The following is a 20,959-nucleotide window of genomic DNA, read 5'->3' as shown; positions in this document are numbered from 1 at the left end:
AGTCAGTCACGGCCCGGTGCCACAGGAATAGTAAACTCCTCTGAGTGGCCGGATTCGACGGTCTTGGCGGCGAATTCGTCGATCGCCAGCACAACACCGTCGGCGTCAGGGTCGCCATCGAAGACGGCCATCTCGGAGATGGCGGTCCCACCAGCCACTTCGGTGCCACCCTTCACGCGGATGATCACCTCGAACGCGCCGGTGGTGGTGGTCTCGACGAGCTCGACGTTGTTGTTCGAGACATCGGCCAGGTACTCGCGCGTGGCGAGGCCCGTGGCCGTGGTCGATTCGTTTTGTCCGGACCCGAGTGCCACGAACGCGACCGCCTCCCGCAGGCGGTCGCCGATGGCCTCGAGTCCCTGATCAGTGAGTGTTGTCACAGGTGTCTGGGTCTGTTTTCGTCATCGCAAGCAGTCAAGAAGCGTTACAGCGTCTGCAGGCCCTCGCCTTCCGGGTCATCGGGAGAACGGAGAGGGGCAACGAGACGGTCAACCAGTTGCGTGAGCCACCGAATGCTTTTGCCGACGCGAACTCAACACTCGCCTATGGGCGTGTACACTGCAGATATCGCCGACCTCTTCGAGATGGGTGAGAACGACACACCTCGCGAACCGCTCGGAACGCGCCTTCGTGGGCGCGCTTCGGACGTCGATGTAGATCCCGTCGACGCTGTTCGTGAGATGCGCGAGCAGATATGAGGTTGTGCTTGGATACGAACATCATTCTCGCGACCGTCATCGACGACAGTGACACCGCCGACGTGGCAGCCACGCTTTTGGACACCCAGAGCCACGACTTTGTCATCTCGGCGCTGACGACGATGGAATTGCGGGCTGTCCTCACGAAGCGAGAACGACTTCCACAGGACGACGTTGAAGCGATCATCACGGATCTCACACGCGACGTCAACGTCTTCATTCCCGATAGCGGGGATTTCACTACGGCAGTGAAACTGCAGCGTGACACGCTCCTGTATCCGATGGATGCGATGATTCTCGCCTGCGCAGAGGGCGCAAATGCAACGCTTGTCTCCTTCGATTCGGAACTGCAAGAACACGGTGCAGTCGCCCCATCTGAGGTGCCCGAAAATGGACAGTGAGAGCGAGCTCAAACATGTTGATGGCCGTGCCTGCTGTCCGCAGGAGGGCTGTGACTGGTGGGTGCCAGCCGGGATGGAATATCTCTATGCCTGGCACCGTCGTGAGCACGAGTGATGGGTGGGTTGCAGCAACTCGCTAGCTGAACTCGCCCGTCCCGAACTGCTCCGTCCCGAAGGTTCCCGCACTGTCGACAGTCTCGTGCTGTGTGTCGGCCGCCCGAACAGTCGGCGTCGCCGACGCTGAGACGTGCATCACCGTGATCTCGGTCTCCCCGGACACGACCTGTACCCCAGCCGGAGAGAGCCGATTGTGCACGGGTTCCCGGAGCTCCACAACTGACGGGTCGGCGAGGTCAGCGAGCTCACGCACCGTCCCGCTTTGGTGGGCGCTCCACGCCTCGTTTTCGAGTGTGACCTCGTACTGCTGGGTGTCGAAGTCCTCGGTGAGCGAGACGTCGTCGGCTGTCGCGAGAACGCCGGCGGCGATCGCCGTCTCCACGCCGGGAACCGTCCCGCGGCCGTCGAACGCCGCCACAAGGCCAAGCAGGAACGACCGGTATTGCTCGTCATCACGCCCACGCCGGCGGCCGAGCACGCCGAAGTCACGACCGAGCTCGTCGAGCGCCTGCCCGCTCGCAGCACGCGGCTGGACCGACGCGAGCACGGCGTCGACCGCGGCGTCGACGTCGTCGGCCTCGACTTGCAGCTCGGCGAGCCACTGCTGCAGCGTCGTATCGTCATCCTGCGGAAGTGGGTACGGCACCCGCTCACCAAGCGGGACATCGGCGTCTGCATCGCGCTCAAGCATCTAGACCACCGTGACCGAGACCGTCCCCGGGATAGCCTTCTCGCGAGCACCGATCACGCGGTCGTCAGCAATCGTTCCCGAGGAGTCCGACACAGTCAGCGAGTCGATGCCCGTCACATCCGGATCCTCGGTCATCAGCGTCGCGACGATGCTGTCGCGGACGACATCCTCCCCGATGCCCAGCTCGCCGATGTACTCCGTCACGGCGCTCTCGAGTGCACTGGCGTCAGCACCAGTCCCGGTGACGTCCGCAGTCACGTCGATCGTGATCTGCGTCGGGCGGATCAGGTTGTGCTGGATACCGACCGGACGGAGTTCGTCGATCCGGGCTTGAACCTCCGCGTCCGAGGGCCCGCCGTCGACGATGACGTCCGCGTACACCGGGGTTGCGTCTTTGAACTCGTCGACGATCACGTCGGCCGTCGCGACGCCGTCGAACGCGGAGACGATGCCGCCCTCGATGCCGCCCGTGGTGCCGCCGCCGGAGTTCTGGACGATCGCCTGCTGGGCCCGCGCCCGGAGCTCGGCGTTCGTCTCGGCGTCTTCCCCGCCGGTCGTCGCCGCGGGGTTCGTGACGCCCTGGACGCCCTGCGGCGGCGACGGCATCACGGTGATCGTGTCCGAGCCGACGTTGTACTCGCTGCCACGCTCGGCTGCCTCGATCGACGCGGTGACCGTGGTCGAGCCGTCGGCGGGCGTCACCTCCTCGGTCGTGACGAACGCCCGCGACTCTGTGCCGCCGGTGGTCACGCGGAAGCCCTCGTCGACGACGACTGCGTCACTTGTCGTGGTGATCTCGAGCTCGCCCGTCGCGAACGCGCCGGGGTCGCGTGTCACCGAGTTCTGCGCCGCCTTCGCATCGAGGTCAGCATCCCGCATCATGCTGTTCAGCAGGTCGAGGTCGACGCTGCCACCCTCGCTCGCGGGCGTGAGCCCGAGCTCGTCGAGGTCATCGGTGGTGATCGGCCCGCCGGCGTAGGCGATCCACCCCGATAGCTGGGCGGCGAGGGTGGCGTGCCAGAGTACTGCCAGCAGCGAGGCGTAGCCCTCGTCGGTGAGCGCCTTCTCCGGGCTGTTCGGCGACCAGTTCGTCAGGTCCGCGTCGGATGCGATCACCCGGTCGCGGATGTCGGTGTAAATGTCGCTCTGTGTGGGTGGTGAAATAGGCACAGTATCGTACCTCCAGTTGATCCGCAGGGTGTCGGTCAGACGGTGAAGACGAACTCGCCGCGCGTGCCGGTCGTCGCCTCGACGACCAGCTGGACCTCGGCCGTCCGCCGGGCGTCATCGGGCTGGGTGATCGTGGCGTCGACGAGCTGCTGGATGCGGCCGATGTCCGACACGACCGACCGCACGAGAATCCGCACATCCTCGCGGAGGTTCGGGTTGAACCGCCGGCCGCGAAGGTCCTCCTCACGGGCAGCCCGTCCCAGCGCGAACGCGAGGTCGCGCTCAAGGACCGCCAGCCCGGACGTCTTCCCGATCGACCCAGTCTCCGACGCGACGACGTCCCACGACTGTTCGAACTCGATGCCGGTGCCGAATCGCTCGGCGTCTGTTAGCTCAGCCATTGGTAATGTGTTGTGTGAATCTGGGTCCGAGACAAAGATTGATACACAGCGGACATTGATTTAGTGAATGATGCCTACTGCGGACCGCGACGCCGCCCAAGACCGGATTGTTGACTATCTTCTCGGGCGCCTTGCAGACGAGAAGCCGTTTGTGAAGAGCCGCTATGTAGCGGCCGATCTGGGTATTTCGGCTAAGCGTGCGGGGCATCTCTTGTCTCGGATCGAAAGCGACGATCCTCGCGTTGAGTTAGAACGCCGCGGTGGCACCTCCGATGGGACAACATGGGAGATTGCACGACCAGATACACAGGAGTCGTGACTTGTAGGCAACTGCTCCTATTCACGGTGGGCAGGGAAAGATTGACACATCAGTCAGGAGTGCCTCGCCATTTGGGTCATCGGCGTCTGTTGATTCAGCCATGCGTGTGTGTCAGCGCGTTAGTCCCGCCGGCGTCGACGATCGACGCTGTCCCGCCGCTCCTGGGATCAGTCGTCGAGTCGCCAACGCGCATCACCGGGTTGCCGTCGACCGTGATCGGCGGTGACTGGTCCGGGACGAGATCGTGTGTCTGATAGTCGGTACAGCCGCCGGTCGGGCTCACTGCATGCCCGTGACTCGGGAAGTGCATCCGGTCGCCATGCGTGGCGAGTCCATCCCCGTCGAGGGTGACGGCTGCGGCGTTGTCGGCGTCCTGAACAGTTCCTGACGCTGTCTCGCCGCACACTGAGGGGTGGCCGGTCGCCTCACAGGACGCGCCGACGAGTGCGAGTGTGTCAGTTGCCACGAGGCATCACCACGAGAGCGTCGAGCCGTCGGTCACGTAGTCGAGCGACTCGAGGAACCACTGGAAGTTCCCAGCGCCGTCCGAGACGATGCCGTAGCCCGAGCCGTCGCCGATCTGGAACTCACCTGTCGACAGGTTCAGCTCTAGTCCCATGTCGGGGGCGTCGCTGTCCTCGGGCTGGCGCGTGACGCGGACGACGTCGTCGCCGGCGTCCGTCGACGCGATCTCGATCGTCGCGCCCTTTCGGCGGAGGCGGATGTCGCCTGCCGACGCGGTCGGCGCCCGGTCGTCATCGGCGTCGCCGTAGATCGCACCGTCGACGTACGGGTCGTCACCGTTCCGATACCCCACGAGGACGAGGTCGCCCTCGCGCGGGACGACCGCCACGCCCGCACCGGGCTGTCGAACCGGGATCTCCCGATGCTGCTGGTCGACCTCGCCACCGGGCGGGACGGCGACGTCGGCCTCGTGGTTCGACGGCTGCGACTCCTCGCCGGTATGTGCGCGCACAGCAACGACGCGCCCGACGCGTGGCGGGCTGCTCGCGTCGCTGATGCGGCGGAGTGTGTCGCCTCGTCGATTCGGGTCGAGTTCGTCAGTCACGACACCACCCCGCCGCACTGGATGGTCGTCCGGAAACCATCCTGACTCGTGATCCGATGCTGAATACCACTCACGAGATACTCACCTGTGTCGATCGTGTCGAGCGGCGAGACCGTGTCGTACGGCCGGATAGTCGGGTCGCCGGCCACCGTGATCGTGCCGGTGCCGCGCTGGCGTTTGAGTTCCGTCAGGATGGCCTCCGCGGCGTTCTCGGCCATCGCCTTCGTCTTGATCCGGGAGTCTTGGTGGGTGAACTGTGGCTCGCCGTCGCCGGCGGTCGCACGGACTGACTCCGAGGCGACGAGATGCATGGACTGCTGGCCCTTTCGCGAGGCCGGCGACGCACCCTCGACGCGGACGGACTGGTACGGCATGGTGCGCTCGCCCGGTGCGGCGTCGACGACCTGCTCGAGTTCATGCCGTGTCGTCCGCGCGCCGATCAACTGTGTGAGGTACACGCTATCGGCGGTGTCGACGCCCCAGACCGCATTCCCCCAGTCAGAGACGTCCTCCAGAATCTTGTCACAGCGCTCTTCGGAGAACTCCGCCGATGTCGTCTCTGCCGGCAGGTCGATCATCGCTGACGACCGCGCGTTGAAGTCCGCCGCGCCGAGTGCGGCCTTAGCAATCGTCGCGATATCGGCTTCGGTGAACGATTGCGTCAGCGTCGCCCGCTTCAGCTCATGGACAACGTCGTTCGCGATGAGGTGCACGAACCCGCTTCGCTGCTCGGCTTTCGTCACGCTTCCCGTGAAGATCGTCTCGCCCTGGAGCGAACAGGAGACGATGCGATCCTCTGTTGGCGGCGTCTCCATGAGAATGTCCGCCTCGAGTTCGGCGCTTGTGTTGAACCGGTCGATGTCGTAGGTGAGCCCGTCCGGGGATGTCGACCCAGCCGGCGTCTCACCGCCGAGCACGATGCGGTATGTCTCGCCGCCAACGGAGACGGAGCCGTAGACGGGCTCGGTCGCGATTGGCATCAGCGCACCTCCAACAGCGACACGGTGTACGTGTACCAGCGCTGGTCCGGGTCGCCGTCGGGATCATCGCCGCCGCCGAACGGGTCGGTATCGACGCCATCGACGAAGACGTCTCCCGAATGCCTCGCGTGGCGGAGGCCGACGACCTCGCCGTCGAGCTCGTCGAGCGCGGTCGCGTTCGCCCGTGTGGTTGTGCCCCGCAGGGTGAACTTCCGCGCCTTACGCCCCATCGGCTGGATGACCGTCGCAGTGTTGTCGGCCTCTGATTGTGGGAGCACCTCCAGTTCTGCCTTCTTCCCCGAGCCAGAACTGGAGAGTTCAGGGTGTGGGAAATCGGTGAATTCGACCGGCCCGAGGCGTGTCTGTGGGCGTGTGTCAGTCATGGATGACTCGCTATCCGGTTGGGTGCCCGCCCTCTCGCCGGCTTTGTTTCCTAAGTCGTCTGATGACCTTGTCAGCCGTCTGGTCGGCGTTGCCGCTGCGGTCCTCGACGACGAGCGTGTCGATGTTGACCGACTGATCCGTCGAGCCCGATCCAGTCGTCGCTGCCGGTGCAGCTGGCGGCGGACCTTCTCCGTCGGATCCACCTAGACCAGACGAACCATCACCATCGTCACCTTCGTCGCCGAACTTCGCGGCGTCAAGCTCGACACCGCCAGCCTCATCGATCTCCTCTGAGGTTTTCCTGACCATGTCGAGCACTGGGCCAAGGACGTTGTTAGCCACTCTCGCAAGCGCTTTGATCTTGCGCTGCATCCAGTCGATTCTGTTGTTGGCGTAGTCCATTATTTCGGCCCAGTTCGAGATCGCGAATGACAGTAGCCCTATCGGGCCGAGGAGAAGGGAGACCGGTCCGAGGAAGTCGCCGAGTGCCTTCGCAGTGCCGAGAACAGTGTTGAGGAGCATCTCCTGAACTTCTACGAGGGTGTTCCACGTTCCTGTCAGGACACCGGCGGCATCATCGAGGAGGCCAAAGTGTGACGCTAGCCCAAGAACAGCGCCGCCAACGGCTGCGATAGCGAGCCCGGTTGCGGTAACTGGGCCTAGCAGGGTTCCGATGGCAGCAATCAGTCCTTTGGTCGCTACCGTAGACGCAAACGTCGATGCAGAGTAGGCGGCCATCGCCGAACTCGCAATAGAGGCTGCCCCAGCAGCGAGAACCATTCCAGCGGCCGCGTTCTGTATCGGGCTCGGAAGTGCCTGAAATGTGCCAAGCAGCCCACCCAGAACGAAGAGGCTCGCGTTCAGGGGTGGTAAGAGGACATCCGAGGCAGCGATCCCGACTTCAGCAAGTCCCGCTGCGACCGGGACCGCAGCTGCTGCGAGCTGAAACAGGTCAGGGCCGACACGTGCGGTGGCGTCGCCGAGGAAGTTGATGAGTTGCGGGAGGTCACTGATCGCGCCGTCAAGCCGACTGAACAGCGGCGCGAGGCGCTCGGTCTGGTCGGCCAGCGCTGCGAACGCCTCAGGCGACGTCGCGACCGCGGCTTCACGCAGCCCACTTGCGACGCCGATCACGGTATCGTCGACGGCCTGCAGCGACGTCGACGCGTCTTCGGCAACGTCGACGACGGCCTCGAGGTTCCGCAGGGCGAACTGTTGCGTGACGTCGGCGTTCTGGATTGGGGCAAATGCATCAGCCAGTTGGTCCTTGAAGTTCGCGAACAACTCTTCTCGAGCGGCCGCCGCGTCCTCTAGCTCGCTGGACATGGCGGCCATCTCCTCTGCCCGCGCCTGGATGCCGGCAGCGGTGAGCCCGCCGGCGGCGAGGCCGCCGAGTCCGCTGAAGCCGGCAATGCCACTGAGGGCCGACCCGAGCCCGAGTACTGCAGGAGTCGCAGCGGCGGCGACGGCGCCGACACGGGTCAGTGGACCGGAGAGCCCCGCAACGTTTGCTCGGACCGAGCTCGAAGCAGCACTCTCAGCGGCACCGCTGAACGCGCCCAGCTGGGCCGCCGATTGCGTCGCTTCGTCACCAACTGATTCGAGGCGCTGCTCGAAGAGCGCGGCCGCGGCGGAGGCCTCTGCCTGCTGTTGGGCTACCTCGCCCATGCCCTCGGCGTAGACGGCCCCCTGTGCGGCGCCTTCAGCGAGCTCGGAGTTCGCCTTTCCGAGCGACCGCGCGAGGTCCGTCGCCTCCTCGTCGGTCCGCGCCGCGGCTGTCGCGAGTTCCGCACCCGCCACGGCCCCTTCGCGCATCGAGTCGGCGACCCGGTCCGCGGATGCGGCAGTCGTCTCAAGCGACTTCGAGATCTCGTTGGTGGCGACGAGTTTCGCTTTGAGCGTTTCTAGTTCCATTTAGTATCGACCTCGATTCGTGTCGGGTTGCTGTTTCTCGCGACGGATGCGTCGGGCTTCGGCGACAAAGACGGCTTGCGCCTCAGTCAGGTCGCGGACGTTGTCAACCTCTGGCAGCCCGAACTGCTCAATGTTCTCCAACAGATTCTGGGCTTTATCTCTCCGAGCGAAACTCGACGACGTCGTCGTCCGCCTGCGACACCTCCAGTACGGTGCGGAGCGCCTCCTCGAACGCCCGGTCGGGGAAGGCCGGCGACAGGATGATGTTCTTGGTCTTCTGGTCCGACAGCGAGGGGTGATTGAAGCTATCAACGATCGCGTTGATCGCTGTCCTGGTCCCCTCCTCGTCGAGGAGCATGCTCCGCGTGGCCTCGGCAAGGTCGACGTCGTGCTCTTTGAGCAGCGACATCACCTCGTCCTCGTCCATCTCCTCGAGCTCATCCTCGTCGATGTCGAGCTCTTCCAGGTCGAGGACGGGGTCGAAGTAGCCGTCAGGGAGCTGCGAGAGCAGGTCGTTCTTTTGTGGCTTCGGGAGTGGCCTCACGTCCCACTCGATGGGCTGGTCGTTGTACACGAACGTGAACGTGCCGTTGGCTCGGTCACCGCCCGTGATCTCGTCGTAGACGTCGAGTGCGTTGTTGCTCATGGTGGGTTACGCTAGAGGTTGATCGGGCGATGCTTGTCGGCCTGGAAGGGGATCTCGGTGGTCGTCTTGTCGCCACCGGGGAACTCCCGGCCGAACGACTCGATCTTCACCTCGGTGAAGCGGTCGCCGCCCTCGCTGCCGAAGATCTCGATGCGGATGTCGTCGACGGGCATCCCCTGCTCGTCCATGAGGAGCCGCTTGAGCTCCGCCTTCGAGCCCTCGGCCTCGATCGTTCCTGCGGCCCGCTTGCCCGTGTACGCCGACGGCTTCTCCATCGAGTCGTTGAACTCCGACTCGGCGATGTCGTAGCTGATCTCGTAGTCGGCGTTTGTGAACGGCACGTTGCGAGTCCCATTCGGCGTCTCGACCGTGAGCTCTCCGTCCTTGCCAGTCTCGTTCTGATCCATGTATTGTTACCTCAGGTGTTGATGGTCGCGGAGAACTCGATCGTGTCGACGATGCCCTCCGGCGTGAACCCGAAGCTCACGTTGAGCTTGCGCGGGTTGGCGTCGTCCTCGACCGCGGTCACGAACCAGTTCGTCTCCGTCCGCGAGTTCGGTTCGAGCACGCCGTCATCGACGAGGTCGACGATCTCATCGCCGAGCCGACTCTCGATGAGCCGGGTCGTGTCGTCGTTGGCGATGTCGCCCCGCGTGGCCCGGCCGATGGCCCGAGCAGCGAGGATGAGCTGGTCGGCCAGTCGACGGGCGAAGTAGCTCCGCGTCCACCCGGTCGCCGTCGACGTCGAGAGGTTGCCCTCGATCGACACCGCGCCGGCGTTCGACAGCGGGATGACGCCCTCGTCTTCGAGCGCCTCCTGGTCGGGGACGTTCAGCGTCTGGGTGAGCTCACCGACGCCGGTGAGCGTCTGGCCGATGACCGACTCGTCCGTGTCGACGCCACCGAACACGCCGGCGACTTCTCCAGACACAGTGTAGGAACTGTTCGCCTGTCGGACGGGGCCGGTGACGAACAGCGCGTCGTTGTCGAGGTTGTCCGCGTAGGCGTCGACGTCGATCGATGCCGAGCCGTCGGCGGCCGTCGCGTTCGGCTGGGCGTCGCCGGCGACGCGCACCATCTTCCACTGGTTCTCTCGCAGCGGGACGGCCGTCGCGATGGCGTCCGAGATGATGGACTCGGCCTCGGACCGGACGTACCAGAGGCCTTCCTCCTGCTCCTGGATGACGCCGGTCGCCGCGTCGAAGGCGTCCTGCCACTGGTAGTACTTGTAGTCGACCTCGTAGTCGTCGGTGTCGCCGGCTTCGACCTCGCCCGAGAAGGGGTTGACTGCGACTTCGTCGTCGGCGAGGTCGCCCGTCTGCGGCGGCGATTCGTACCGCCACACGGGCGTCGCCTCCTGCCCGGCGGTCGTGTTCTGGACCGTGATCTCGGCGGTGTCCTCGAGGATGGGTGCGTTGCCAAGCTCGCCACTGCCGCCGGCGATCGCCTCGCCGGTGACGGACTGCTTGGCGGGCATCACGCCATACATCATGGAGTAGGCGACGCCGTTCGCGGCTGCCCCGCGGAACAGCTCGACGAGCTCGGAGTCAGCGCCGAACGTCGATGCGAGTTCGCCCGGGCCCGACACCTGCGTCGGGTCGTTTGTCTGTGCGCTACCACTGCCCGGATCGCCGGCGCCGAAGAGGACGATCTTCTGTGCGGTGTCGAGGTTCAGCGCCCCGATACCGCCGCCTTCGACGTCGACAAAGATCCGGGCTGGATTGCCGTAGGTTGTCATTGCGTATCAGTTGGAAACCGTCAGTTCGATGGCGACGTCGTCGCCGCCCGAAGCAGTGCCACTCGTCGGCGTCTCGACGACCTCGACGTACTCCGTGTCGGTCGTGACCCGGTCGGTGAATGTGACTGTCAGGTCATGTCGCCAGCGCCGGATGCCCGGCCCGGCGAGGTCATCCTGCCGACGCCCATCGCCGACAAGGAACTCCTCGATCCCATCGGCCGTACCGCCCGCCCCATCGGGAAGTGGGATGTCTGGGCCCTGCGAGTCGTGCCGGTATAGTGCCCGCTCGAAGTTACCCCCGAGTTCGGTCGCGTCGAGCTGGGCATTCCCGGCAGCGACCCTGATGTCGGCCTGGATCTCGACGTCCTCCCACGTCGGCTCGAAGATCTCTCCGGTTCGGTTACCGGAGTCATCAGTCGTGTAGCCGACGCGATCAGTATTCCACTGCTCCGCCCGTGCGCCGGCGATGAACTGCAGTTCCACGACCGGCTGTTTGAGGCGGCTGTTCGCCCCCGGCGCGTCGATCTCTTCGGTGATGTAGTCGCCACCATCGAATGCTGTCGACTGCGTGAGTGCAGCGACGATGGCGTCGAGAACGTCTTGGGGTGTCATCTAGCTGAAGGCCTTCTTCGCGAGGGCGTCGATCTCGGCCTGGATGTTACGGGCGAGATCGGAGCGATGCTCCCGGAGTGCTGGCCGCATGAACGGTTGGGCAGGCGTTCCGGGGTGCTGGACAGAGCGCTTGCGGATGAGGTGGCCGTCCTCACCCTCGAAGTACAGAAACTCACCGGTCGTCGGCGTGATCACGTGCGGCGCTGACCCGAATTCGACGTCGGGCGCATAATCGACGGGGGTGCCGATGATGTACTCCGCGAGATCGATCCGGCGGAACGCGATCGACCACCGAAGCGTCCCGCTGTCGACCGCGACGAGTCGCTTGGCCGTCCGCTCGATCTGCTTGACCGTCTCCCGCGTGCCTTCGTCGACGGCGTCATCCATACCGTCGGCGAATTCACGGAGGCCCTCGGCGAACTCGGCGAAGTCATCGGCCGACTCCTCGAACCCATCAATGCGCACGCTCGGACCTCATGCGTTAGAGGACGAACTCCGTAGTGTCCTGACTCGAGTCTGCGTCTGAGCCCTCGATACTCGACCGCAGCGAGCGGTAGACGTCGTGGACCTCGGTCGCGAACTCCATCGTGTCATCGCCAGCGCCGCCGTACATCTGTCCCGAGAGCGCGTCCTCTGGGTGCTCGGGCCCAATGAACAGCAGATAGCTTGCGTAGGCGTTGGCAGCCTTCGCGTGGAGTGTCGTCGCGTCGCCGATTACGACGCCGTCGTTGACGTCGGCTTCGAGCTTGCTCTCGGCCGTCTCCGCCGCGTCGAGCTTGGCGTCGGAGTCTCCCTCCCACAGGTCCGGTCCTGTCAGCGGGATATCGTCGACTGACTCGATGTACTTGAGATCCGATTCGGCGTCGTAGCTCACGGATGATCACTACTCCTCGAGGGCCGCTTCGATAGCGTCCGTCGCGCCGGTGCGGTCCCGCCCCGCCTCCTCGGCGTCGAGCAGCGCCTGCAGTTCTGCGTCTGAGTACGCTTCCTCGTCGAGGTGTGCCTCGAGCTCGGCGTTCGTGTACTCGCCGGGATCGACCGGTGCCGAGACCGACTCGTCGTCCGCCGCGTCCGGCGACGGCTCATCATCAGCTTCGCCGTCACCGTCGGGGCTGTCCGACTCGTCTTCGGCGCCTCCATCAACGTACTCGAGTCGGACGTACCGCTCAGCGAGTCGTCGGGCGAGTGTTTCGCCCTCGACGGTCGCGGTGCCGCCCTCGAACGCGAGCTCTCCATCGGGGTGTGCCCCGAGTGTGAGCGTGGCGTCGTCGGCCACGTCGTCAGCGAGCCGAACTTCGTGGGGCATGTGGTGTCACCCTTCTACTCTCACGGCCGCCTCACTGAATTTCTCAGTCCAGCCGTAGGCCGCCTTGATCTTCGTCTTGATTGAGTCGGCGTCGAAGTCCGTCTTCTGATCGGTGTCGACCGGCTGCCACTCGCCCTCGTAGCCGAACTGGCTCGAATCGACGAGGATGGCCTCCGGATTCGCCGTCGCGTTCAGCGCGACGTTGGTGGTGAACATGTAGGTGATGCCACCGAACTCACCGATCTCGCCGTTGCGGACGACCTCGTCACCGATATCCGTCCCGCGTTCGGCGAGGAAGTTGGTGATCGACTCCTTGCCGGTCGGGCCGACAAGCGCCATGTCGGCGGTGAAGCCGTCCTCGCCACGGTTGGCGAGCTCGGTCGCGCCGGCGTTGACGTCCTGGAACGAGAGCGTGCCGTCCGCATCGCCGACTGCCTCCCCAGCAGGCGCAGCGCCATCGAGCACCGCGAACGCGGCGCGGTCCAGCCGCTTGGCCATGTTCTTCGCATGGCCGTCGAAGTGGTCCTGCAGGAGGTCGAAGACGTTGTCGTTGATGTCCTCCTCGGGGATCTTCGAGCCCTTCTTGAAGATCTGGCGGACGATACGCGGGCGACCGTACTCTTCACGGTCGTAGGAGGTGTCCGCGCCGGGCTCGACTTCTTCGGGTTCGCCCAGCTCCTCCGCAGGAACGGGGATCTCGTACTCTTCGCCAGCTCCGTCCGGGACGTCTTCGTCCTGGAAGAACTCGCGAACGACGGTGCGTGCGTCGACGCGATCCGCGGCGAATTCGCGGACGGTCGTCGGGTCGACAATCTGATTGACGTTAGGAAGTGCCATGATGTGGTGTCTCTGTGGGTGTCAGTTGGTGATGGTCTCGGCGGCTCTACACGTCGACATGGGCGTAGCCGTCGGGGACATTCGGGATACCACCCGGTGCCGCACCCTCGGCGTACATCGTCATGATGCCCTTCGTCGACGTGCCAGCAGCGAGCTGGCCTTCGGTCGCCGACGAGCCGAGTTCGACGCCGCCGGCGACGCCGGCCGCGACGTTCGCGACCACCGGCCCGGAGTAGGTGACGAGCACGTCGTCGCCGGCCTCGTAACCGTCGCCTTGGTTGTAGCCGACGATGCCGTACACCACCGGGTTGTCCGTGCCGTCGGCGGTGACGAGCTCGTCGTTCGCGTCGAGTGCGACAGCGTCACCGCCCGACAGCGCTTCACCTGCGGTCCGGGTCTCGGTGTGCTGAGCGTCGCCCTTGTGGGACTGGCCGGGTCGGAGGCTCATGCTTCACCTCCGGTCAGGTCGGCGAGTTCAGCTTCGACACGCTCACGCTCCTTCTCGACGAGCGGGCCCTCCTTGTCGTCGAGGTTGTCGAGCTTGGCCTCGAGTTCGGCCTTCTCCTCCTGCTCGGCCGCAGAGAGGTTTGCCTCGGCCCCCTCGCCGCTGCCCGAGCGGATGAACGGCTCCGTCCCGCTGTCGTCAGTCGAGAAGTCGGCCTCCTCGATCTTCGCGGAGAGCTCAGCGAGCGTGTAGTTCTCGGCCAGCTCATCCTCATCGAAGACGGTGTCTGCCGCAGCGAGCGCGGCCGCATACTGCTCGCGGGCCGCCTCGTTCTGCTCGCGGAGTTCTTCGACCTCGTCTTCGAGTTCGGCGATCCGGTCGTCAGTCTCGTCTTCGAGCTCCTCGACGCGAGCCTCTTTCTCAGACAGTTCCGCTTCCGTCTCTTCGAGGTCTGCCTCGAGGTCGTTGATCTGTTCGTCCTTCTCGTCGAGGCGTTCGAGGAACGCCTCAACATCCTTGTCGTCGTTGTCGTCGCTCATGGGTGTGTCAGAATCAGTGGTGGTGTCAGTATCGCTACCGTCCGGGACCTCGCCTTGCGGGTCATCGGGCTGGGGCGGTGACACCGTATCCCCCAGTACTGCGTCCGCTGCCTCAGACAACACAGCGGGATCGGTGCGGAGATCGCCGGCCGACAGCGCCGACTCGCTCATGTCGAGCCGGAGTTTGTCCGCGGTGATCGGCGGCGTCGAGAACGCTTGGTTGAGGGCCCGGAGTCTCTCGTACAGCTCCTCGCGAGTGACGCCGCCACGCGGGCCGACGCTGTAGGCCGCCACGACGTTGCCACGTCGGAGGTATCCCTCGGCGTCGACGACGGGATAGCTCGACGCCGACTTCGTGTCGCCGTCAAACAGGAAGTACTCCTCGTAGCCGTCCGAGGGGATCGCACTCCGGTCGAGTTTGCCGTCTCGCGTGCCACGGAAGCGAACACCACCAGCCGACTGGTAGGCGTTCAGCGCTGCCTCGACATCGAACGCATCGTCATCGAGTGCCCCTTGGACATCGGCCGCCGAGAGCGCTGCCACGGCCGGGTTCTGGTTGGCCGGCCCCGGAGCCGTGTAGTTCGCCTCCGACGCGCCGCGCTTCGGCGTCGCGAGGCCAGTGTACTCGTAGTCGCGCATGATCACCGCGCCGGTCTCGTCGTGCTGGTCAACCGTACTCGGGTTGCCTGCCTCGATCGAGACCTCGCGCTGGCCCGATGCAAGTTCCTCGGCGACGTCGGGATCGTCGATGCCGGCCTCGTAGACGACGCCGAGATTCGCCTGATAGGCCGCGCGGAGAACCTCGCCGACAGCCTCTCGCTCGCCGTCGCCGTGAATCTTGTAGACGGTCCGACCTTCGAGTGTGGGAGCCGCCTGTTTGAGCTCGGCCGCCGGCCAGTACTTTGGCCCGTTGAGGCCACGGGTTAGCTCATCGGCCCCGTGCGCGACGCCGTGAACGACCTGTGCATAGTCGTCGGCGTCGCGCTCGCGGCAGTAGGCGATGCGACTCTCTGTCGTTGCTGTCTGTGGCATAAACTGTGTCTCGCGTCCGTACCGGGAGGGCCTCGCCCCGGCGGGGTCATCGGTAGGTTATCAGTTTACTGAGGGAAGCAGCACACAGCGATCATTCGGGTGGATCGGAGGACGGAGCCCGTATTCACCGGCGAGATGATCCGGCTCATCCTCACCTGGTTCGAACGTGAACGTCGCCTCATGAATGTCTGATAGCGGTACTTCTCGTCCGTCGAGTCGCTCGCAGATTGGGCATACACGGGAGTCGTTCGCGTCAGACCACTCGCCGTGGGCGACACTGTCGACATCGGCGCGGCGGTAGCGCTCGATCGTGCTCTCCGAGTAGGCGTTCACCGTCTCCGTCCGGGCGAGCGTTTCTGCTCGCGTTTTTTGTAGCGTCTCGACTTCTTTCGTCAGCTTACTGGCAGTCTTCCGCGGATTCCAGCCTTCGTCGATCCCCTCCAGCAGTGTCTCGCGGACAGGCTCAACGGCGTCCTCGTCGATGCTCTGCAGGTTGTCATACGTCCGGGTGTAGACCTCCTGGAGCGCCCGCCGCGGTGCGGGCATGTCGAACAGCGCCTCGATGAGGTCTGTGTCACCGTCACCGGGAAGCGAACCAACACTGACGCCTTCCGACTGGAGTCGGCTCCGCGACTGTTGCCACGCTCGGGCGAAGGCCTGGCGGAGGTACTCGCCCGTCCAGTGGTCGCCGCGCCGGACACGCTCACGAGCCAGTGGCTCGAAGATATCCGCTTGGAGGCGCTGCTGGTACCACACGAGAAACGCCCCTACCTTCGCGGAGTCCGTCTGAAAGCGGTAGACGTTGGGCGCGTCGTCGGGAAGGTCGGACTGGCTCGCTGCCGCGCTCCCGTTCTCGGCGAGGCCGAAGATGTCCTCACTGTAGCCGACCCACTCGCGGATGCGGCCGCGGAGCCGGCGGAAGCGACGACGGATCTCCTTCCGCATCGCCTCGCGGACGTCTTCAGGCACTTCGGACATAGGTCAGTCACCCGGGAGTGTACCGTGTAGCGAGTTCTGCCGTAGGTCGTGGACCCATCAGCCCGGCGGCCTTGTCCGCATGCTCTTCCCAGATGGTGGTTGCCTCGGACGGTGTGATCCCGGCGGCCGTCACCGTGCGATCGTGGATGCTGTAGTCGTCCGCCGGCCACTCGGTGTCCCCGACCTCGACCGCGCCAGCAGCTGCATCATCGAGTGCATCGAGGAACGCCTCAAGCGTGTCTTGGTCCTCGAAGGGGTCGCCCCCGACGTTGCCGAAGTAGACACCACCGTCAGCGAGGTGCGCGTTGTAGGCTTTGTCATACTCTTGGAGCGGATCGCCACAGTACGGACAGAGCCGGCGTCCGTTCGCATCGGTGTCGGCCTCGTCGAACTGCTCGAACTGCTCACCCTCGCGCTCACAGTACGCTTCGTCAGCCTCGAGGCGATACGAGACGCCGTTCGTCGCCGGGCCGAACACGTGGTTGTCATCCGGCGAGTCCGATGGTGTAGCCAGTGACGCCCCAGTGAACTCGTCAAACGCCGCCCGAACACGCGGGTCGGCTTCATCGAGCGCTTCGAGCTCGGCCGCCTCGCCATCGCCGTCGAGTATCTCGTCGGTGTCCATCTCGAGGATAGTCCCGACGATCTCCTCACGCGGGATGATGACATCGGCACCGCCCTTCGGACCCGCCGCCGTCGCCAGCCCGTTCATCAGCGAGGCGAACGCCTCCGGATCGAACTCCTCGTTGCGCAGCGGCGACTCCGCATCCTCCGGGCGGATCTGGAGCCGTGGGACGACGTCAAGCGACTTGTCGCTGTGTGCGTCGCCGTAGAGGAACTCTTTGGCCTTCTGTATCAGCGGCTTCTGAAGGTCTGCCTCCAACCGGTTGCGCTCGCGTTCGACTTCGTCGCGGTAGTCCTCGCGCTGCTCTTTCGTGATGTCGCGATTGATGTCGCCGGCGAACCCGACTCGGTACAGCGGCGTCGGCATCGCCGCAAGCACCATCTCGATCTCCTGTTGGATCTGCGCGACTGCATCCGGGACTGCCCCTTCGAGCTCTTGGATCTCGACCGGAACGTTCGTCCCCGACACCGTATCCGGCGAGTTGACGTCGAGGTCGCTCCGGATTTTCTTGGCGAGCTCGCGATCGTCAGTGTCGACCTTCGCGATGATGTTCGCGAATGCCGTGTTCAAGATCGCCTGGTCGATGTGTTCGAGTTTGTTGTAGACTGCCTGGGCCCGACCAACAACCGACGCTGAGTCCGGACGACCGAACAGCGAGCCCGTGTCGGCGTCATACGCGGACACAGTGATGTCGTCGAGTGCAAAGGGGATCTCATCCCGTTCGTCCGTCCCGAAGACGTCGTCGTACTGGGCGATCGCCGCGGTCTTGCCCGCCGGCGTCTCCGGAGCCGCCTCACGCGAGTTGTCGCCGAGGTTCTGGATGGCGACCGACTCGAAGTCGTTAGTCTCGTCGTCCGGGCGGAGCACGATGTTCTTCCCTTCGCGAGTGTAGGCCGTGACCGACTCCGTCTTGATCGGCCGGAGGGCGAGCAAGCGTTTCCGGTCGGTCGGCTCGCCCCACGCGTGTTCGACGATCGCGGTTCCGCGACGGCCACGCCGGTCCTTGACGACAGCCTCAAGAAGGTCAACCGCCGAGGCGTCGAAGTCCCAGCCGTCGACGTAGCTCTCTGCGAGCCAGCGTTCGAGCGCGTCATCGAGATCCATCCCCTGATACTCCGAGTCAGGGTAGTCGCTGGGGACAGTCGGTGTGTCAGCCTCACCACCCGGCAGCCGTGCGTCGAGGATCACCGACACGCCCGGTTCGAGGACGTCAGACGCGAAGTTCTGGACCGGAACACGGATCAGTGGGTTGTTGTCGTACGCGTCGATCCACTGCTGGATGTCATCCTGATCCGGCTCTGCCGTGTGTTCGCGACTGCCGATGAGGATCGGTTGCTTGTCCCGGGCCTGGGGCTGCGCCTCAGCGTCGTCGTCGCCGTCCCCATCGGCGAGCGCTGCCGTCGTGTCGTCGGGGACCGACCGGCCAGTGGAAGCATCACGCATTGGTCAGGTCACTCCGTCCGGTTGTACGCAGCCACGTGGTCGCGATCAACCACGACCGGGTGCTCGCTGTCGGTCGGGTGGAGCTTGAGCTCGTCAGGATACTCGTCGACCCAGTCAATCCCTGCCCACGTCGTTTCACGGCCCTGTGCGTCGGCTGTGTCTCTCGTCCAGAGTACTGTTACCTGCATGATTGGTTGAATTAGAACACGATGGCATCGTCCGGGTCGAAGCCGCCGTCGGTACACTCGGCCGCCCAGACTGCCTGTGCCGCTGCGTCAAGGAAGTCCGGCGACCGACCGAGTCGCTCCTCGACCTTTTCTTTGGAGTTGACCGTCACGACCTCCGCGCCGTGCTCACCCCGCGAGTCGATCGTCTTCGTGCCGTACTCGATCGTCCGGCCGCCGATGACCAGCTCCTCGCGGAGGTCCGTGTCGATGTACGTCGCATCCGGGAGGACGTCGCCGAGAGCGGCCAGCGCCTCCGCCCGCTGCGAGGCGTAGTTCACGAGGCCGTACGGGTTGTCGTCGTCCGTGCCCTCCGTGAGCGGCTTCTTATCGCTCCCGAAGCGGTGGACGTCGGGCAGCCGGTCGTCGAGGTAGCTCGCGAGGCCGCTCCCCTCGCCCGAGGCGTCCACGGCGACCGGGTGGTAACGGTCGCCGCCGAGCCGCGAGTCGTGCATGAGCGCCGTCTCCTGCGCCGGGTAGTCCGCATCCTGCGTCGTGTAGCGAACCTCGAAGTCGCCGTTCCGGAAGTAGGTGATCGCGACCGTCCGGTCACTGCCCGGGCCGGCGACGTCGATCCCGGTCCCGAGCGGCCGGTTGGTCGTGTCGGCCGAGCCGAAGTAGTTCGTCGCGGCCGGATCCGTGTACGCCTGCTTCGCCGTGTTCGCCTTGTACGGCCGGTACGCACTGGCTGTGTCCGGCGGGATGACACCCGCACGCCGGCGGTACCATCGCGTGTCGAGGCCTTTCTGTCGCTCGTGTGCCGTCCGCGCCTGCTCGATGCCCGGCCACGGCTCATCGTTGAAGCTCTCCCAGTCGTCGCGGATCTTCCCCAGCGTGGCCAGCCCGTCGATCAGCGGCCCGTCTGCCTCACCTGTCTCGACCTGGACGTTGTGGCTCTCGAAGCTCGACAGCTGGACTGTCTCCCACGTCGGATCGTCCATCAGGTCCGCGACGACGTTCGTCGAGTCGACCGGCGGGTTCGAGATAGCGATGAGACGGTCGCGGTGGTCGGTCACCAGCGACGTCATCGCGTCGAGGACGTCTTTGTCGATCGCCTTCTTGTCGGCCTCCTCGATGATGCCGAGCGTGTAGGCCGTGTGGACGCCTTCGAGCTCGCCGGCGTCCTCGGGACTGGCCGCCTCGAAGTAGTGTTCGGGCTCGCCGTCGATCTCGATGCGCGGCGGCTGTTGCTTGTACGTCCCCGGCAGGCCGACGCCTTCGAGTGCGTTGTCGTGAAGCGCCTCGATCGGCTTACAGAACGTCCGCTTCAGCTTGGCGTACGTCCCGCTCGTCCCGAAGGCGATCGCCGGGTACTTCGTCAGCAGCCAGACGTTGACGATCGCTGCGAGGATGTACGACTTCCCCAGCCCGTTCGCCGTGACGACGACCACCTTCTCGTTGTTGACGAGCGCCCGGCAGATGCGCTGCTGGGCCGCCGTGACCGTGAGCCCGAGATAGTCCTCGATGGCGTCTTCGAGCCACGTCTCGTCGCCACGCTTGGCCCGAGTGGCGTAGTGCTCCGGGGGACGAACGGACGGCCCGTCGCCGTCGACGTCGTCGGTGGTGGCTGGGGTGCTACTCATCGTCGTCCTCCGTGTCGAAGTAACCCTCATCCACTTGCTCGGCGAGGATTTCGTAGAACGCGCCTTCCTGAACCTTCTCCCAGTCAGTCATCGTCGCCCTCGTACGCACCTTTCAGCGACTCAAGGAGCGCGCCCTCTAGGTCGGTGTTCAGGTTGATGTCGGTCTCGTAGATGCCGAGGACGTCCGCCTTCTCGCGCATGTGGGAGGCGGCCTCTTGGCGGGCGTAGCTCCGCCCGACGCGGTCAGGCTGATCGCGCTGAAGGCCGACGACGGCTTTTCGGTACTCGGGGCGACGTCCACGCTTCGCGCCGACGGGGTACTCCTCGCCCGGCTGGATGTGGCGAGGGTCGTTCGTGAACGCGATCGGGATGTCGCGTTCGTCAGCCCACTCGGGCCATCGGTCGTCGTCGGGGTCGAGCTGCTCCCAGTCGGAAACACGGAGATCGGTCTCGCCCTCGTTGACCTCCATCTGCGGGACCATCGCCAACACCGGCTCGTCGTCGACGGCGAGTTCGTCGTGGTCCTCGATCGCCTGCTGGTAGAGTCGCTCAAACCGTTCGGCGGCTTGGAGACGAACGTTCGCGTTCTCCTCTTCGATCGCCTGGATTATCTCTTCCTTCGGCTTCTCGTTGAGGTAGTTCCGGATCGTCGACGTCGTCAGGTCAGCGATCCCTTCGCGCTCGAAGCGGTCTCGAACCTCTTTGGCTGAGAGATTGTCGAGATAGTGCCACTTTAGCGCGAGGTTGACTCGGCGGTCTCTGTTGCTCATGGGGTAGAAGCGTCCCGCAGCGTCCTGGCGGGTTTTA

General features: G+C 65.0%; 27 protein-coding genes. 3 read left to right on the top strand and 24 right to left on the bottom strand.

The annotated features are described in order from the left end of the window. Positions 1 to 2: 2 nt before the first annotated feature. Complete coding sequence (locus NO900_RS01050; protein ID WP_256407360.1) at positions 3 to 380, bottom strand: hypothetical protein; 378 nt, start codon at positions 378 to 380, stop codon at positions 3 to 5. A gap of 165 nt (positions 381 to 545) precedes the next feature. On the opposite strand from NO900_RS01050, the gene NO900_RS01045 reads away from it, so the two are divergent. Both NO900_RS01045 and NO900_RS01040 read left to right on the top strand, forming a co-directional pair. Further along, positions 546 to 698 (top strand): hypothetical protein, encoded by a 153-nt coding sequence (locus NO900_RS01045; RefSeq protein ID WP_256407359.1) that lies wholly within the window; start codon positions 546 to 548, stop codon positions 696 to 698. An 8-nt stretch (positions 699 to 706) separates the two neighbouring features. After that, positions 707 to 1,099, top strand: coding sequence for a type II toxin-antitoxin system VapC family toxin (locus NO900_RS01040; RefSeq protein WP_256407358.1), 393 nt, complete (start codon positions 707 to 709; stop codon positions 1,097 to 1,099). A 136-nt stretch (positions 1,100 to 1,235) separates the two neighbouring features. Here NO900_RS01040 and NO900_RS01035 read toward each other — a convergent pair whose 3' ends face one another. Genes NO900_RS01035 through NO900_RS01025 form a run of 3 tightly spaced genes read right to left on the bottom strand, consistent with a single transcriptional unit; the run spans position 1,236 to position 3,478 of the window. After that, positions 1,236 to 1,907 (bottom strand): hypothetical protein, encoded by a 672-nt coding sequence (locus NO900_RS01035; protein ID WP_256407357.1) that lies wholly within the window; start codon positions 1,905 to 1,907, stop codon positions 1,236 to 1,238. Beyond that, positions 1,908 to 3,077 (bottom strand): baseplate J/gp47 family protein, encoded by a 1,170-nt coding sequence (locus NO900_RS01030; RefSeq protein ID WP_256407356.1) that lies wholly within the window; start codon positions 3,075 to 3,077, stop codon positions 1,908 to 1,910. It abuts the gene before it with no gap. 35 nt (positions 3,078 to 3,112) lie between these two features. Next, a complete protein-coding gene (locus NO900_RS01025) occupies positions 3,113 to 3,478 on the bottom strand; it encodes a hypothetical protein (RefSeq protein WP_256407355.1) in 366 nt (121 codons plus the stop codon). 67 nt (positions 3,479 to 3,545) lie between these two features. On the opposite strand from NO900_RS01025, the gene NO900_RS17585 reads away from it, so the two are divergent. Then, positions 3,546 to 3,797, top strand: a complete 252-nt coding sequence (locus NO900_RS17585; RefSeq protein ID WP_425492654.1) for a DUF7123 family protein — start codon at positions 3,546 to 3,548, stop codon at positions 3,795 to 3,797. A gap of 94 nt (positions 3,798 to 3,891) precedes the next feature. Here NO900_RS17585 and NO900_RS01020 read toward each other — a convergent pair whose 3' ends face one another. The 20 genes from NO900_RS01020 to NO900_RS00925 form a co-directional block, all read right to left on the bottom strand. Beyond that, on the bottom strand, positions 3,892 to 4,263 hold the full coding sequence (locus tag NO900_RS01020) for a hypothetical protein (protein ID WP_256407354.1): 372 nt from the start codon (positions 4,261 to 4,263) through the stop codon (positions 3,892 to 3,894). Between the two features lie 6 nt (positions 4,264 to 4,269). Continuing rightward, positions 4,270 to 4,773 carry a hypothetical protein gene (locus NO900_RS01015; RefSeq protein ID WP_256407353.1) on the bottom strand — a complete coding sequence of 168 codons (504 nt, stop codon included), beginning with the start codon at positions 4,771 to 4,773 and terminating at the stop codon, positions 4,270 to 4,272. Between the two features lie 89 nt (positions 4,774 to 4,862). Beyond that, positions 4,863 to 5,846 carry a hypothetical protein gene (locus tag NO900_RS01010; protein WP_256407352.1) on the bottom strand — a complete coding sequence of 328 codons (984 nt, stop codon included), beginning with the start codon at positions 5,844 to 5,846 and terminating at the stop codon, positions 4,863 to 4,865. Continuing rightward, a complete protein-coding gene (locus NO900_RS01005; protein ID WP_256407351.1) occupies positions 5,846 to 6,229 on the bottom strand; it encodes a hypothetical protein in 384 nt (127 codons plus the stop codon). Before NO900_RS01005 ends, NO900_RS01010 begins: the two co-directional genes overlap by 1 nt. Before the next feature lie 10 nt (positions 6,230 to 6,239). Continuing rightward, entirely contained in the window at positions 6,240 to 8,144 is a 1,905-nt protein-coding gene (locus tag NO900_RS01000) for a hypothetical protein (protein WP_256407350.1), read from the bottom strand. 154 nt (positions 8,145 to 8,298) lie between these two features. Next, positions 8,299 to 8,790 (bottom strand): hypothetical protein, encoded by a 492-nt coding sequence (locus NO900_RS00995; RefSeq protein WP_256407349.1) that lies wholly within the window; start codon positions 8,788 to 8,790, stop codon positions 8,299 to 8,301. Between the two features lie 11 nt (positions 8,791 to 8,801). Next, complete coding sequence (locus NO900_RS00990; RefSeq protein ID WP_256407348.1) at positions 8,802 to 9,197, bottom strand: hypothetical protein; 396 nt, start codon at positions 9,195 to 9,197, stop codon at positions 8,802 to 8,804. Between the two features lie 11 nt (positions 9,198 to 9,208). Further along, positions 9,209 to 10,528: a hypothetical protein gene (locus NO900_RS00985; RefSeq protein WP_256407347.1), complete on the bottom strand. Its 1,320-nt coding sequence runs from the start codon at positions 10,526 to 10,528 to the stop codon at positions 9,209 to 9,211. 6 nt (positions 10,529 to 10,534) lie between these two features. Further along, positions 10,535 to 11,140, bottom strand: a complete 606-nt coding sequence (locus NO900_RS00980; RefSeq protein WP_256407346.1) for a hypothetical protein — start codon at positions 11,138 to 11,140, stop codon at positions 10,535 to 10,537. Next, positions 11,141 to 11,605 (bottom strand): HK97 gp10 family phage protein, encoded by a 465-nt coding sequence (locus NO900_RS00975; RefSeq protein WP_256407345.1) that lies wholly within the window; start codon positions 11,603 to 11,605, stop codon positions 11,141 to 11,143. Between the two features lie 16 nt (positions 11,606 to 11,621). Further along, positions 11,622 to 12,014 carry a hypothetical protein gene (locus NO900_RS00970; protein ID WP_256407344.1) on the bottom strand — a complete coding sequence of 131 codons (393 nt, stop codon included), beginning with the start codon at positions 12,012 to 12,014 and terminating at the stop codon, positions 11,622 to 11,624. Between the two features lie 9 nt (positions 12,015 to 12,023). Continuing rightward, positions 12,024 to 12,416 (bottom strand): hypothetical protein, encoded by a 393-nt coding sequence (locus NO900_RS00965; RefSeq protein WP_256407343.1) that lies wholly within the window; start codon positions 12,414 to 12,416, stop codon positions 12,024 to 12,026. A gap of 36 nt (positions 12,417 to 12,452) precedes the next feature. Next, on the bottom strand, positions 12,453 to 13,283 hold the full coding sequence (locus NO900_RS00960) for a phage major capsid protein (RefSeq protein ID WP_256407342.1): 831 nt from the start codon (positions 13,281 to 13,283) through the stop codon (positions 12,453 to 12,455). 46 nt (positions 13,284 to 13,329) lie between these two features. Then, positions 13,330 to 13,731: a hypothetical protein gene (locus tag NO900_RS00955; protein ID WP_256407341.1), complete on the bottom strand. Its 402-nt coding sequence runs from the start codon at positions 13,729 to 13,731 to the stop codon at positions 13,330 to 13,332. Beyond that, a complete protein-coding gene (locus NO900_RS00950) occupies positions 13,728 to 15,299 on the bottom strand; it encodes a hypothetical protein (RefSeq protein ID WP_256407340.1) in 1,572 nt (523 codons plus the stop codon). The genes NO900_RS00955 and NO900_RS00950 overlap by 4 nt, the downstream gene beginning before the upstream one ends. A gap of 60 nt (positions 15,300 to 15,359) precedes the next feature. Then, positions 15,360 to 16,268: a phage minor head protein gene (locus tag NO900_RS17510; RefSeq protein ID WP_256407339.1), complete on the bottom strand. Its 909-nt coding sequence runs from the start codon at positions 16,266 to 16,268 to the stop codon at positions 15,360 to 15,362. Positions 16,269 to 16,284: 16 nt separating this feature from the next. Beyond that, positions 16,285 to 18,345 (bottom strand): hypothetical protein, encoded by a 2,061-nt coding sequence (locus NO900_RS00940; RefSeq protein ID WP_256407338.1) that lies wholly within the window; start codon positions 18,343 to 18,345, stop codon positions 16,285 to 16,287. A gap of 8 nt (positions 18,346 to 18,353) precedes the next feature. Beyond that, positions 18,354 to 18,533 carry a hypothetical protein gene (locus NO900_RS00935; protein WP_256407337.1) on the bottom strand — a complete coding sequence of 60 codons (180 nt, stop codon included), beginning with the start codon at positions 18,531 to 18,533 and terminating at the stop codon, positions 18,354 to 18,356. An 11-nt stretch (positions 18,534 to 18,544) separates the two neighbouring features. Next, a complete protein-coding gene (locus tag NO900_RS00930) occupies positions 18,545 to 20,152 on the bottom strand; it encodes a hypothetical protein (protein ID WP_256407336.1) in 1,608 nt (535 codons plus the stop codon). Positions 20,153 to 20,235: 83 nt separating this feature from the next. Further along, complete coding sequence (locus NO900_RS00925) at positions 20,236 to 20,922, bottom strand: hypothetical protein (protein ID WP_256407335.1); 687 nt, start codon at positions 20,920 to 20,922, stop codon at positions 20,236 to 20,238. Positions 20,923 to 20,959: the final 37 nt, after the last annotated feature.

The sequence above is a fragment of the Halorubrum rutilum genome (assembly GCF_024494565.1).
Note: the sequence above shows the minus strand (reverse complement) of the source record. Positions and strands in the feature narration are given on the sequence as shown.

Excerpts from the sequence above, each read along its gene's own strand:
- NO900_RS01045 (WP_256407359.1), top strand. The coding sequence starts at position 546 with ATGGGCGTGTACACTGCAGATATCGCCGACCTCTTCGAGATGGGTGAG.
- NO900_RS01035 (WP_256407357.1), bottom strand. The coding sequence starts at position 1,907 with ATGCTTGAGCGCGATGCAGACGCCGATGTCCCGCTTGGTGAGCGGGTG.
- NO900_RS01025 (WP_256407355.1), bottom strand. The coding sequence starts at position 3,478 with ATGGCTGAGCTAACAGACGCCGAGCGATTCGGCACCGGCATCGAGTTC.
- NO900_RS17585 (WP_425492654.1), top strand. The coding sequence starts at position 3,546 with ATGATGCCTACTGCGGACCGCGACGCCGCCCAAGACCGGATTGTTGAC.
- NO900_RS01010 (WP_256407352.1), bottom strand. The coding sequence starts at position 5,846 with ATGCCAATCGCGACCGAGCCCGTCTACGGCTCCGTCTCCGTTGGCGGC.
- NO900_RS01005 (WP_256407351.1), bottom strand. The coding sequence starts at position 6,229 with ATGACTGACACACGCCCACAGACACGCCTCGGGCCGGTCGAATTCACC.
- NO900_RS01000 (WP_256407350.1), bottom strand. The coding sequence starts at position 8,144 with ATGGAACTAGAAACGCTCAAAGCGAAACTCGTCGCCACCAACGAGATC.
- NO900_RS00995 (WP_256407349.1), bottom strand. The coding sequence starts at position 8,790 with ATGAGCAACAACGCACTCGACGTCTACGACGAGATCACGGGCGGTGAC.
- NO900_RS00990 (WP_256407348.1), bottom strand. The coding sequence starts at position 9,197 with ATGGATCAGAACGAGACTGGCAAGGACGGAGAGCTCACGGTCGAGACG.
- NO900_RS00985 (WP_256407347.1), bottom strand. The coding sequence starts at position 10,528 with ATGACAACCTACGGCAATCCAGCCCGGATCTTTGTCGACGTCGAAGGC.
- NO900_RS00980 (WP_256407346.1), bottom strand. The coding sequence starts at position 11,140 with ATGACACCCCAAGACGTTCTCGACGCCATCGTCGCTGCACTCACGCAG.
- NO900_RS00960 (WP_256407342.1), bottom strand. The coding sequence starts at position 13,283 with ATGGCACTTCCTAACGTCAATCAGATTGTCGACCCGACGACCGTCCGC.
- NO900_RS00955 (WP_256407341.1), bottom strand. The coding sequence starts at position 13,731 with ATGAGCCTCCGACCCGGCCAGTCCCACAAGGGCGACGCTCAGCACACC.
- NO900_RS00950 (WP_256407340.1), bottom strand. The coding sequence starts at position 15,299 with ATGCCACAGACAGCAACGACAGAGAGTCGCATCGCCTACTGCCGCGAG.
- NO900_RS00940 (WP_256407338.1), bottom strand. The coding sequence starts at position 18,345 with ATGCGTGATGCTTCCACTGGCCGGTCGGTCCCCGACGACACGACGGCA.
- NO900_RS00935 (WP_256407337.1), bottom strand. The coding sequence starts at position 18,533 with ATGCAGGTAACAGTACTCTGGACGAGAGACACAGCCGACGCACAGGGC.
- NO900_RS00930 (WP_256407336.1), bottom strand. The coding sequence starts at position 20,152 with ATGAGTAGCACCCCAGCCACCACCGACGACGTCGACGGCGACGGGCCG.
- NO900_RS00925 (WP_256407335.1), bottom strand. The coding sequence starts at position 20,922 with ATGAGCAACAGAGACCGCCGAGTCAACCTCGCGCTAAAGTGGCACTAT.